Source organism: Cupriavidus sp. FW306-01-F10A, from assembly GCF_058782785.1.
Map to the genome: position 1 here is coordinate 303,094 of NZ_JBYSYA010000006.1, position 12,446 is coordinate 315,539.

At 68.4% G+C, this 12,446-nt stretch carries 11 protein-coding genes; 5 read left to right on the plus strand and 6 right to left on the minus strand.

Annotated elements, in window-relative coordinates; translation table 11 throughout:
- Positions 1 to 4: 4 nt before the first annotated feature.
- From nirJ to cobA, 3 genes are read left to right on the plus strand one after another with little or no spacing between them, the layout of a single operon-like run.
- On the plus strand, positions 5 to 1,168 hold the full coding sequence (gene nirJ, locus AC3WLF_RS11960) for a heme d1 biosynthesis radical SAM protein NirJ (protein ID WP_492358255.1): 1,164 nt from the start codon (positions 5 to 7) through the stop codon (positions 1,166 to 1,168).
- A complete protein-coding gene (locus AC3WLF_RS11965; RefSeq protein WP_492358256.1) occupies positions 1,165 to 2,664 on the plus strand; it encodes a cytochrome D1 domain-containing protein in 1,500 nt (499 codons plus the stop codon). Before nirJ ends, AC3WLF_RS11965 begins: the two co-directional genes overlap by 4 nt.
- A 37-nt stretch (positions 2,665 to 2,701) precedes the next feature.
- Positions 2,702 to 3,475, plus strand: coding sequence for a uroporphyrinogen-III C-methyltransferase (gene cobA, locus AC3WLF_RS11970; RefSeq protein ID WP_492356720.1), 774 nt, complete (start codon positions 2,702 to 2,704; stop codon positions 3,473 to 3,475).
- Positions 3,476 to 3,602: 127 nt separating this feature from the next.
- On the opposite strand, the gene pobA is transcribed toward cobA, so the two are convergent.
- The gene (gene pobA / locus AC3WLF_RS11975) at positions 3,603 to 4,772 is read right to left on the minus strand and encodes a 4-hydroxybenzoate 3-monooxygenase (RefSeq protein ID WP_492318378.1); all 1,170 of its coding nucleotides are present in this window, start codon (positions 4,770 to 4,772) and stop codon (positions 3,603 to 3,605) included.
- Positions 4,773 to 4,898: 126 nt separating this feature from the next.
- Here pobA and AC3WLF_RS11980 point away from each other — a divergent pair, with 126 nt between their 5' ends.
- Positions 4,899 to 5,807, plus strand: coding sequence for a helix-turn-helix domain-containing protein (locus AC3WLF_RS11980; protein WP_492356721.1), 909 nt, complete (start codon positions 4,899 to 4,901; stop codon positions 5,805 to 5,807).
- A 4-nt stretch (positions 5,808 to 5,811) separates the two neighbouring features.
- Here the strand turns inward: AC3WLF_RS11980 and pcaDC are convergent, their stop codons facing one another.
- The 4 genes from pcaDC to pcaH form a co-directional block, all read right to left on the minus strand.
- Positions 5,812 to 6,987: a bifunctional 3-oxoadipate enol-lactonase/4-carboxymuconolactone decarboxylase PcaDC gene (gene pcaDC, locus AC3WLF_RS11985; protein ID WP_492318376.1), complete on the minus strand. Its 1,176-nt coding sequence runs from the start codon at positions 6,985 to 6,987 to the stop codon at positions 5,812 to 5,814.
- 70 nt (positions 6,988 to 7,057) lie between these two features.
- A complete protein-coding gene (locus AC3WLF_RS11990) occupies positions 7,058 to 8,443 on the minus strand; it encodes a 3-carboxy-cis,cis-muconate cycloisomerase (RefSeq protein WP_492358257.1) in 1,386 nt (461 codons plus the stop codon).
- 77 nt (positions 8,444 to 8,520) lie between these two features.
- The gene (pcaG, locus tag AC3WLF_RS11995) at positions 8,521 to 9,090 is read right to left on the minus strand and encodes a protocatechuate 3,4-dioxygenase subunit alpha (RefSeq protein WP_492318374.1); all 570 of its coding nucleotides are present in this window, start codon (positions 9,088 to 9,090) and stop codon (positions 8,521 to 8,523) included.
- 4 nt (positions 9,091 to 9,094) lie between these two features.
- Positions 9,095 to 9,796 (minus strand): protocatechuate 3,4-dioxygenase subunit beta, encoded by a 702-nt coding sequence (gene pcaH / locus AC3WLF_RS12000; RefSeq protein ID WP_492318373.1) that lies wholly within the window; start codon positions 9,794 to 9,796, stop codon positions 9,095 to 9,097.
- A 94-nt stretch (positions 9,797 to 9,890) separates the two neighbouring features.
- Here pcaH and AC3WLF_RS12005 point away from each other — a divergent pair, with 94 nt between their 5' ends.
- Complete coding sequence (locus tag AC3WLF_RS12005) at positions 9,891 to 10,844, plus strand: LysR substrate-binding domain-containing protein (protein WP_492358258.1); 954 nt, start codon at positions 9,891 to 9,893, stop codon at positions 10,842 to 10,844.
- Here the strand turns inward: AC3WLF_RS12005 and AC3WLF_RS12010 are convergent.
- Entirely contained in the window at positions 10,838 to 12,226 is a 1,389-nt protein-coding gene (locus AC3WLF_RS12010; protein WP_492358259.1) for an MFS transporter, read from the minus strand. The two genes, AC3WLF_RS12005 and AC3WLF_RS12010, sit on opposite strands and share 7 nt — an antisense overlap.
- Positions 12,227 to 12,446: the final 220 nt, after the last annotated feature.

The window sequence follows — 12,446 nt, forward strand, 5'->3', positions numbered from 1 at the left end:
GCCCATGTTCCGCCTGTCCCGCTTCATGGAAGCCCTGCGCGATGCCGGCCCGGTGCCGCCGCCGCGCAAGCCCGCCGGCCCGGTGGTGATCTGGAACCTGATCCGCCGCTGCAACCTCAACTGCCGGCACTGCTATGCCACCTCCGCCGACACGGACTTCAAGGGCGAGCTGGATACCGCCGAGGCGCTGCGCGTGCTCGATCAGTTGCGCGATGCGCGCGTACCCGCGCTGATCCTGTCCGGGGGCGAACCGCTGCTGCGGCCGGACCTCTACGAGATTGCCGCACGGGCGCGCGCGCTCGGCTTCCACCTGTCGCTGTCGTCCAACGGCACGCTGCTTGATGCAGCGCATGCCGCGCGGCTAGCGGCGGCGGGCTTCGACTACGTCGGCGTCAGCCTGGACGGCCTGCCCGCCACGCACGACCGCTTCCGCCGCAGCGACGGCGCCTTTGTGCAGGCGCTGACGGGCCTGCGCATTGCGCGCGCGGCCGGTCTGCGCGTGGGCGTGCGCATGACGCTGACCGAAGCCAACGCGGCACAACTGCCCGACCTGGTGGCGCTGAGCGAGCGCGAGGGCATCGACAAGTTCTACCTGTCGCACTTCAACTATGCTGGCCGTGCACGCAGCCATCGCGCCGAAGACGCGCACCATGCGCGCACCCGCGCCGCGCTCGACTGGCTGTTCGACCACGTCTGGCAGCGCACGCAGCAGGGCCATGCGGGCGACTTCGTCACCGGCAACAACGATGCGGATGGCGTGTACCTGCTGTACTGGATCGCCAGGCACTTGCCGCACCGCCTGGCGGATATGCGCCAGCGGCTGGAACACTGGGGCGGCAACGCCACCGGGGTCGGCGTGGCCAATATCGACAACCTCGGCAATGTCCATCCCGACACGATGTGGTGGCAGGTGACCGTGGGCAATGTGCGCGAGCGGCCGTTCGGCGAGATCTGGGCCAGCCGCGCCGATCCGCTGATGGCGGGCCTGGCCAGCAAGCCGCGTCCGCTGCAGGGGCGTTGCTCAGGCTGCGCATATCGCGCCATCTGCAACGGCAATACCCGGGTGCGCGCCTTTGCGCTGACAGGCAACGCCTGGGCGGAAGACCCGGGCTGCTACCTGAGCGATGCCGAGATCGCGCATGCGCCGGGCACGGAGGTCGCGGCATGAAGACTGTGCTCCGATGGCTGGTCACCCTGGCCCTTGCCGGCGCCGCGCAGGCCGCCATGGCCGCCGACCCCGCGGCGCTCTACAGCCAGCACTGCGCCGCCTGCCATGGCGCCGACCGCCTCGGCGCCATGGGCCCCGCGCTGCTGCCGGAAAGCCTGGAGCGCTTGCGCGCCGGCGAACTTGACCAGGTGCTGCATGATGGGCGCGCCGCCACGCAGATGCCGGAATTCGCCGCCACGCTGGCCGAGCCTGACTTGCAGGCCCTGGCGCGCTGGCTGCGCACGGCACCCGCAGCCACGCCGCAATGGAGCGCGGAGGCCATCCGCGCCAGCCATATCGTCCACCACGCCCCCGGCAGCCTGCCGGCGCGGCCGGTGTTCAGCGCCGATCCGCACAACCTGTTCGTGGTAGTGGAGGCCGGCAGCCATCATATGACCGTGCTCGACGGGGACCGGCTGGCACCGGTCCATCGCTTTGCCACCCGTTTTGCGCTGCACGGCGGCCCCAAGTTCAGCCGCGACGGCCGCTATGTCTACCTGGCCAGCCGCGATGGCTGGGTCAGCAAGTACGACCTGTGGAACCTGGCCTATGTGGCGGAGATCCGGGTCGGCGTGAACACGCGCAACGTCGCCGTCAGCGATGATGGCCGCTGGGTGCTGGCCGGCAATACGCTGCCGCGCACGCTGGTGCTGCTCAATGCCGACGACCTGTCGCTGGCGCGGGTGATCGAGGTGAAGGGGCGCAATGGCGAGGCCTCGCGCGTCTCCGCCGTCTACGACGCCGCGCCGCGCCACAGCTTTATTGCCGCGCTGAAGGATATCGCCGAGGTCTGGGAGATTCCGTATGCCGATGCGGCCGGTGCGCCGCTGCCGGCGCTGGCCCCGCGCGTGGTGGTGCTGGACGACGTGCTCGACGACTTCTTCTTCGATCAGTCCTATCGCCATATCCTGGGCGCTTCGCGCAAGGGTGGCGGCCAGGTGATCGACCTGCTGCAGGGCCGCAAGGTCGCGGCGCTTGCGCTTGGCGGCATGCCGCACCTGGGCAGCGGCATCACCTGGCAGCGCGATGGCCGTGAAGTGATGGCCTCGCCCGACCTCGGGCAAGGCCGCATCACGGTGATCGACATGCAGGACTGGCACACGGTCTCCACCATACCGACCAACGGTCCGGGCTTCTTCCTGCGCAGCCATGAAAACACCCCCTACGCCTGGGCCGACGCCATGATGAGCCCGAAGCGCGACACGCTGCAGGTGATCGACAAGCAAGGCCTGCGGGTGGTCGGCAGCGTCACGCCGAGCCCGGGGCGCACCGCTGCCCACGTCGAATTCACGCGCGACGGGCGCTACGCGCTGGTCAGCCTGATGGAGCGCGACGGCGCCATCGTGGTCTACGACGCGGCCACCTTGCAGGAGGTCAGGCGCCTGCCGATGGACAAGCCCATCGGCAAGTACAACGTCTTCAACAAGACCACGCGCTCGGCCGGCACCAGCCACTGAGCCGGCGTGGTGATGCCCCCCATTGCAGGAGCCCGAGATGAACCCCCCCCTGAAACCCGGCAAGGTCTGGCTGGTCGGCGTCGGCCCCGGCAGCCCGGACCTGGTCACGGTACGCGCCATGCGCGCGCTGGCCGCGGCCGAGGTCTGGCTGGTCGATGACCTGGTCGCGCCGGAGATGTCCTGCTATGCCAGTCCCGGCACCCATGTTGAGTGGGTCGGCAAGCGCGGCGGGCGCTGCTCGGTCAGCCAGGAACGCATCCAGCAGCTGACGCTGCAGCATGCGCTGGACGGGCGCAGCGTGGCGCGCGTCAAGGGCGGCGATCCGCTGCTGTTCGGGCGCGGCGGCGAAGAGGCCGCCTTCCTGCGCGGCCACGGCGTGGCCGTCGAGATCGTCAATGGCATCAGCAGCGGCATGGCCGCCGCGCAGGCACTGGGGATTGCGCTGACGCACCGCGCGCACTGCCACGGCGTGACCTTCGTAACCGGCCATACCAGCGCGCACGGCTCGCCCGACTGGCAGGCGCTGGTGCGTGGCGGCACCACGCTGGTGATCTATATGGGCATGAGCCGGCTCGCGGCGATCCGCGACGGCTTGCTGGCGGCGGGGATGCGCAGCGACATGCCGGCGGCGGTGGTGATGCATGCCGGCAGCGAGCAGGCACGCAGCTGGGCCGGCTCGCTCGGCACGCTCGCCGAAGCGCTCGCGGAGGGGCTGGCCAGCCCGGCCGTGGTACTGGTGGGTGAGGTGGTTGGAGACACGCTGCAAGCGGTGCAAGCGGTGGTGTCGGACGCCGGCTCGCTGGCCGCGTAGCGTCGGCTTCCGGCAAGTTCTACCGAGTTCTGGGGACCCGATTGTGTGCTCCCTTCTCCCGCTTGCGGGAGAGGGGAGCACACCCACAGCATGCGAATGCTGTCAGCAATCGCGCAGTGCACTCAGCTCAATACGGCAACCCCACATAGTTCTCCGCCAACACCCGCGACGCAGCCTCCGACCCCACCAAATAGTCCAGCTCCGCCTGCTGCATCCGCAACGAGAACGCATCCGCATCCGGAAACCGGTGCAACAGCGAAGTCATCCACCACGAGAAACGCTCAGCCTTCCACACACGCTGCAGGCAACGCGCGGAATAGCCATCGAGGCCGCTGGCATCGGCATGGCGGTAACGGGCTTCAAAGCCTTCGGACAACGCCAGCACATCACTGGCCGCCAGGTTCAACCCCTTGGCCCCGGTAGGCGGCACGATATGCGCCGCGTCGCCCGCCAGGAACAGCCGGCCAAAACGCATCGGCTCGCACACAAAGCTGCGCAGCGGCGCAATGCTTTTCTCGATGCTGGGCCCGGTCACCAGCGCGCTTGCCGTCTGCGGATCGAGCCGGCTGCGCAGCTCCTGCCAGAAGCGCTCGTCTGACCAGTCTTCCACGCGCTCGCTAGCCGCCACCTGCACGTAGTAGCGGCTGCGGTGGCGCGAACGCATGCTGCACAGCGCGAAGCCGCGCTCATGGCTGGCATAGACCAGCTCATCGGCAACGGGGGGCGTCTCCGACAACAGCCCCAGCCAGCCAAACGGATAGACCCGCTCGAACACCTGCCGCGCCGCCGCCGGCACGCTCTCGCGGCAGATGCCGTGAAAACCGTCGCAGCCGGCGATGTAGTCGCAGGCCACCTCGTGCATGGCGCCATCCTTGCGATAGCGCACCGACGGCGTGCTGCCGTCGAAACCGTGCACGCTCACCTCCTGCGCTTCATAGACGGTGGGGGTGTCATCGGCGCGGCGCGCATCCATCAGGTCGCGCGTGACCTCGGTCTGCCCGTACACCGTGACGCTGCGCCCGATCAGCGCATGCAGGTCGATATGATGGCGCTGCCCGCCGTACGACAGGGCGATGCCGTGGTGGACCAGGCCTTCCGCATGCAGCCGCCCGGCCACGCCGGCGCGTTCCAGCGCGTCGACGGTGACGCTCTCCAGGATGCCCGCGCGGATGCGGCCAAGCACGTATTCGGGACTGCGTTGTTCGATGATGATGTTGTCGATGCCGGCGCGTGTCAGCAACTGGCCGAGCAGCAGGCCGGCCGGGCCGGCGCCGATGATGGCAACCTGGGTGCGCATGTCTTGTCTCCTTGTGGGTATCGGTCTTCTGCCGCTAAAGATAGTCGGCGCAGACCCGCCAAGGAATGGACAGATCGAACCAATGACAGGACAATCGGAACATCGATGGTAAACACCTAAGCCACCGTGAAACCTGTCCCGACGTACTCGCTGTATGGCATCAATCCCTCAGAACTGCTGGAAAACCAGCTTCATTTCGAATCCATTGCCGCACGCAGCCGCCTGCACGGATGGGAGATCAAGCCCCATCGGCATGATCGATTCCTGCAAATTCTGTACATTCACTCAGGCGCCGGCGAAGCCCTGCTGGAGGAGCGGCGCGAACGGCTGCGCAGCGGTTCGCTGGTAACGATGCCGCCACGGCACATCCACGGCTTTGTCTTCACGCCGGACACCGACGGCATGGTCGTGACCATGACCGACAGCCACCTGCGCACACTGCTGGCGGGTGTGCCGGATGCGCTACCGCTGTTCGCCGATCCGCGCCACGACCGCGTGCGCCGGGGCCACGCGCTGGCCGATACGCTGGCACTGGTTCGTGGCGAGATGGAAGCTGTGTCCGCCTGGCGCGGGGCGTCGCTGTCGGCATTGCTGACGCTGCTGCTGATCGGCATCGCGCGGCTGGCCAATGCCGCCGCGCCGGCCGCGGCGCGCAGCGACAGCCGGCCCGCGCGGCATTTCCGGCTGTTCCAGCAGCTGCTCGAATCCGACTATCGTGAGCACAAGGACATCACGCACTATGCAGGCGCCATCGGCATCACACCCACGCAGCTCAACCGCGTGTGCCGCCAGGCTTGCGGGCAGTCGGCCCTGCAGATGATCCACGCGCGCGTGCTGGCCGAGGCGCAGCGCGACCTGCTGTTCAGCGACCTGGAGGTCAAGCACATCGCACTGTCGCTCGGGTTCGCTGACGCGGCCTACTTCTCGCGCTTCTTTGCGCGGCTGGTAGGGCAGGCGCCGACTGAGTTCCGGCAGTCGGGGCGTGCGCGGCTGCCGGCATTTGCGATGCCACCGCCCGCGGATGCGGCGGGCTGACCGCTCAGCCTGCCTGGTCGATTTCGGCGAACACCTCCTCGGCCAGGTGAAATGCCGAGTTCGCCGCCGGCACGCCGCAATAGATCGCGGCCTGCAGCAGCACCTCCTTGATCTCGTCGCGCGTCACGCCGTTGTTGGCGGCGGCGCGCAGATGCAGCTTAAGCTCCTCCGCGCGGTTCAGCGCCACCATCATGGCGATCGTCAGCAGGCTGCGCGTATGCCGCGGCAGGCCTTCGCGCGTCCAGATCTCACCCCAGGCATAGCGCGTGATTAGGCTCTGGAACTCCTCGTTGAGCGGTGTCAGCCGCGCGAGCGACCGGTCCACGTGCGCACTGCCCAGCACCTCGCGCCGCACGGCAAGGCCAGCGTCGTAGCGCGCATGATCATCGGTCACCGGCAGCCGGCCGCGCACGAAATCGAGCAGCGCTGCCGTGAAGCGGCCGGGCTGCTCGAAGCTGGAAATATGCGCGGCGGGCAGTTCGACAAAGCGGGCGCCGGGAATCGCGTCGGCCAGCGCGCGGCCTTCCTGCGCGCTGGTTGACGGGTCCTGGCTGCCGGCGATAACCAGCACGGGCACCGTTATCGACGCCACCGACTCGCGGAAATCGGCGTCGCGCACGGCCGCGCAACTGGCCGCATAGCCGCGCGGATCGAGCCCGGCGAGCACATCGCGCAGGCCGTCCAGCGCGCGCTCCGCCGTGGCGGCAAACCCCGGCGTGAACCAGCGCTCGACCGAAGGCGCGACCATCACGGCCATGCCTTCGCGCAGCACGGTGTCGATGCGGGAATTCCAGCCGTCGGCATTGCCGATCTTCGCGGCGGTATTGGCCAGCACGATATGCGAGAACCGCTGCGGCGCATGGATGCCCAGCCACATCCCGGTGAGCCCGCCCATCGACAGGCCACAGAACACCGCCTGCCCGATCCCCAGCGCATCCAGGATGGCGATGACGTCCTGCCCGAGCTGCGCCACGGTAAAGGCATCGCCCGGTGCGGTCGAGCGGCCGTGGCCGCGGGTGTCGTAGCGCACCACGCGAAAGCGCCCTGCCAGCGCGGCGGCCTGCGGCTCCCACATGGTGTGGTCGGTGCCGAGCGAGTTCGAGAACAGGATGGCCGGCGCGGACTCAGGGCCGTCAACGGTGTAGAAGAGCCGGGCACCGGCGTGGTCGAGGTAGGGCAATGCAGTCTCCTTGGGGGCGCGGCCGGCGGCGTGACCGGCGCGTCGTGATAGTTCCGGGCTCAGGGCAGTTTCAGGACTGGCGCGCCACCAGTGCGGATTGCCAGGCCTGCACGGCAGCGTCCGCAAAGGCCGCGGACTGGCCCGCGTAGTTGGCGGGGTCGGCAAGGCGATCCAGCGCGGCGTCATCGAGCAGGCCGGCATGGGCCGGGTCGGATTGCAGCGTACTGGCCAGCGCGTCACGCAGGCTGGTGCCGTCGGCCACCGCACGTTGCGAGGCGCGTTCCACCAGATGGTGCGCCGGCAGCCGGCCGATCCTGCTGCCAAGTTCAAGCATCGCCGCCTCGCCGAGGATCAGGCCATGGGTGAGGCCGAGGTTGGCGCGCATGCGCGCCGCATCGACCTGCAGCCCCGCCACGACCTCACCCATCTGGCGCAGCGCGCCGGCGGCCAGCGTCACGATCTGCGGCAGTGTGTCCCACTCGGCCTGCCAGCCCCCCAGGGCACGCTCATGTTCCTGCACCATGCCCGCCAGCATCGTCGCCACCAGCGGCGGCACGCGCACCGCGGCCGTCAGCACCGCCGCGCAGCCGACCGGGTTGCGCTTGTGCGGCATGGTGCTGGAGCCGCCGCGGCCGGGGCCGGCAGGCTCGGCCACTTCCGCCACTTCGGTCTGCATCATCAGCGAGATATCGCGCGCCATCTTGCCGAGCGTGCCGGTCATCATGCCCAGTGTGGTGGCGATCTCGACCATGCGGTCGCGATGCGCGTGCCACGGCAGCACGGGCGCGGCCAGGTCCAGTTCGCGGGCCAGCGCGGCGGTCACCGCGGGTGCCGCATTGCCAAGGCTGGCGAGCGTGCCGGCGGCGCCGCCGAACTGCAGCACGCGGGCCTGGACACGGGTGGTATCGAGACGGCCGAGATCGCGGCGCAGCGCATCGAGCCAGCCCGCGGCCTTGAGGCCGAAGCTGGCCGGCAATGCATGCTGCAGCCAGGTGCGCGCGACCATCGGCGTGGCCCGATGCGCAGAAGCCAGCGCGGCGCAGGCTGCGCCCAGGCGCACCAGGTCGGCATCCAGCGCGCGCAGCGCGTCGCCGGCCTGGAGCACCAGTGCGGTGTCGATGATGTCCTGGCTGGTGGCGCCCCAGTGGACAAAGCGCGCCGCCTCGGCATCGCGCGCGGCCACGGCGGCGGTCAGTTGCCTGACGAAGGGAATGGCGAGATTGCCGGCGGCGACCGCGGCTTGCGCAAGCGCGTCGCGGTCAATGATGCCGGGGTCGCGGCAGACGTCGGAGATCACGGCAGCGGCCGCGGCAGGGATCACGCCGCTGTCGGCTTCGGCGCGCGCGAGCGCGGCCTCCACGGCAAGCATGCGCTGCACCGTGCCGGCGTCGGAGAAAATGTCCAGCACGGCCGGGCTGCCGGACATGGGATCGGTGAGACGCGAAGCGGTTGGCATTGGGGGCGATGGGTAGCGTGAGTGGCCGTGACATCGACGGCCACCCGATTATGCGTCTGTTGCCGGCAGCGGGGTCTTCAGATGTCGAAGAACACTGTCTCGGCCTGCCCCTGCAGCGCCACGTCCCAGCGCAGCGTACCGTTGCCGGCATCGCTGGCAACCAGCGTGCCGCGGCGCTCGGCGGGGACCAGCGCCAACACGGCATCGGCGGCATTGGCCGCCGCTTCGTCCGGGAAGTACATGCGCGTGGCCACATGCCTGACCAGGCCGCGCATGAACACCGACACCATGATGTGCGGCGCCTGCGGCCGTCCGTCCGGGCCCGGCACGGCGCCCGGCTTGACGGTGACAAAGCGGAACGAGCCGTCGGCCTCGGTCGGCACACGGCCGAAGCCGGTGAAGCCGGGCACCAGCGGCAGTTCGCGGGTGTCTTCAGGATGGCGGTAGCGGCCGGCAGGGTTGGCCTGCCAGATCTCGACCATGCCGTCCGGCACGGGCTCGCCGTCGCCGTCGGTCACGCGGCCTTCGATCACGATGCGCTGGCCGGCCAGTTCCGGGGCGCTGGCGGTCAGGTCGGCGCAGTTCAGGCCGCTCAGGCCGATATGGAGATAAGGGCCGACGGTCTGGGATGCGGTGGCGTAAAGCATGGTCTTACTCCATCGGCGTGGCATCGCGGCCACGCAGCACGATATCGAAACGGTAGCCGAGCGCGTATTCGGGCTGGGTGGTCTCCCAGTCGAAGGCGGCGATCAGGCGGTTGCGCGCTTTCTCGTCCGGCACGCAGTTGAAGATCGGGTCGAACGGCAGCAGGGGATCGCCGGGGAAGTACATCTGCGTCACCAGGCGCGTGGCGTAGGCATTGCCGAACAGCGAGAAGTGGATGTGCTGCGGCCGCCAGGCGTTGTGGTGGTTGCGCCAGGGATAGGCGCCGGGCTTGATGGTCTTGAACTGGTAGTGCCCGTTGGCGTCGGTCACGGCGCGGCCCTCGCCCGAGAAATGCGGGTCGAGCGGGGCGTCGTGCTGGTCGCGCTTGTGCAGGTAGCGGCCGGCGGCGTTGGCCTGCCAGACCTCGACCAGCGCATTCGGCACCGGCCGGCCGTTCTCGTCGAGCACGCGGCCGGTCACGAGGATGCGCTCGCCGATGGGCTCGCCGCCGTTGCCGGCGGTGAGGTCGTTGTCACCTTCGCGGACGAACTCGGCGCCGAAGGTCGGACCGGTCACTTCAGACAGCGACTGCGGCAGCGCAACCAGCGGTTGGCCCGGCGAGCGCTTCTGCGTCGAGGCATAGGGATCGAAGCGGTATTCGGGCTGGGTGTCCCAGTAGGGACGGCGGTACTGGGCAAGACGGGTCATCGCGCAGTCTCCTTGTCATTGGAATGGCTTGACTTTAAACAGCACATAAAGTCATGTAAATTAAGATTACATCGAAATACGATAACTTTTAGGCATGAAACCACAGGCACCTCCCGCGCTCGAAATCTTCCGCAATCGCGTGCGGCTGCGGCACCTCTATTGCTTCGTGGCGGTATCGCAGACCCAGCACCTGGGCCGCGCCGCCGAACGCCTGGGCCTGACCCAGCCGGCCGTCTCCAAGACACTGAGCGAGCTCGAGGAACTGGCCGGCAGCCGTTTGCTGGTGCGGCAGCGGGCCGGCACCGAACTGACCACCGCCGGCACGCGCTTCCTGCGCCACGCGCTGCGCATCCTCGCGGATATCGATGCCGCGGCGGACAGCATGGCCGGCGCGGATGCACTGCCGCAAGAGCGCATCCGGCTGGGTGCGCTGCCGAGCGTGGTGCCGGCCGTGCTGACCGACGCCCTGCTGCGTTTTCGCGCCGCGCATCCCGAAGTCGGCCTTGCCGTGCAGACCGGCATGAACCGCAACCTTATCGACCAGCTCAAGGCGGATGTGGTCGACCTGGTCATTGGCCGGATGGATGACCCGGTGGCCATGGAGAGCCTGTGGTTCGAGGCCCTGGGCCCGGACTCGCTGGCACTGGCGGTTCGTCCCGGGCATCCCCTCGCCGCCGTATCGCGGCCAACCCTGGTTGACGCACTGGCGTGGCCGCTGGTGATTCCGGCCGCGGGCTCGATTCCCCGCCACAACACGGAAAGCCTGCTCGCCCGGCACGGCCTGCCCCTGCCGGGCGGATGCGTGGAAACCTCGGACGCCTATCTCGGACGGCTGCTGGCCCGGCAGAGCGACAGCGTGTGGGCCGCGCCGCTCTCCGCAACCCGGCGCGCGGTATCCGAGGGGGAGCTGGCGCTGCTGCCGATCGATACGCAGGGCACCGAGGAACCGATCGGCCTGCTGCGGCACGGCGACCGCACGCTCACACCGATGGCCGAGGCGCTGGCGAACTGCATTCGCGCCGCGGCCCAGCCTGATGCCGCTCAGTGACTTGCCACGCTTGCGCTGCCATTGACCGAGTCCGAGTCGGCGGCAGCCGCGGTGCGGCTGCTGAAATGCTTCACCAGCAGTGCACCGGCGGCCAGGAACGCCGGCACGGTGAGCAGCGTAAAGATCGTGTCGAAGCCAAGGTGCAGGCGCAGCAGTTCGGCACCGAGCAGCGCACCGGTGATGCCGCCGAAGCGGCCGATGCCAAGCATCCAGGCAACGCCGGTAGCGCGGCCCTGCGTCGGGTAAAAGGCCGCGGCCAGCGAAGGCATCGAAGACTGGGCACCGTTCATGGCCGTACCGGCGAGGAAGATCAGCACGCCCAGCAGCACCTGGCTGCCGGTGCCGTGGCCTACTGCGTAGATCAGCACGCCGGTTGCGGCGTAGGTGATGGCGATGACCTTGTTCGGATTGAAGCGGTCCATGAACCAGCCGGCCGCGATGGTGCCGATGCCGCCACCGAGCGGAAACAGCGCCGTCAGGAATGACGCGTGCTGGATCGAAAAACCGGCGTCCTTCATCAGCGTCGGCATCCAGCTCGTCAGCAGGTAGAAGATGACGAGGCCCATGAAGTAAGTGGACCACAGCATCGCCGAGCCCAGGCGATAGCCGGGGGCCAGCACGGTGCCGATCGCGGATCGGGTCGCAGGGGCCTGCTCGCCGATGATGAAGGTGCTGGCTTCGGGCAGGTCTGCGCCGGTCACGCGCCGCAGCACCTTGCAAATCTGGTCGGCCGGATACTTGCGCAGGACCATGTAGCGCACGGACTCGGGCAACAGCACCACCAGCAACAGCGCGAGCGCAAGTGGCACAATGCCGCCAAGCAGCAGCACGCTATGCCAGCCGAAGTGCGGAATCATCGCGGCGGCGACAAAGCCTCCGGCCGCGGAACCCAGCGGAAAGCCGCAGAACATGGTGTTCACCAGCACCGCACGGCGGCGTTGCGGCGCGAACTCCGATGTCAGCGTCACGGCATTGGGCATGGCGGCGCCCAGGCCAAGGCCGGTCAGGAAGCGCCAGACCGTGAGCCAGCCCAGCGTGGGCGCAAACGCGGTGGCGAGACTGCAGGCGCCAAAGAACAAGACTGACAGCACCAGCACCTTCTTGCGGCCGACCCGATCAGCCAGCGGACCGGCGAAGATCGCACCGAAGGCAAGACCGAACAGGGCCGCGCTCATGACGGGCCCGAGGGCTGCTTTCTCGATCCCCCAGTCCTGCACCAGCGCCGGCGCGATATAGCCCATTGCCGCGGTATCGAAGCCGTCAACGGCCACAATCAGGAAGCACAGGCCAAGAATGAGCCACTGGTAACCAGTGAACCGCTGGCCGTCGATCAAGGCCTGGACGTCTGCGACGCCGCCTTTGGTTTGGGTGGGATGTTGCACTGCTGTCTCCGTTTGCCTGGAAATCGCACTAGCCGTCCTGCAGGCCGGACATGCGATTTTGTTCTAATTGCGAACTGATGTTCTCCAATTGAACGAAATCTTAGGCAGCAGGCATTGCGACCCAGAATTAGCGTTAACCCGGCGGGAAATTGGCCGTCCAGCGTGGGGGCTTTCACCGGAACGAGCCATTTTTGTGGAACCAGATTGAACATCTGGGTAA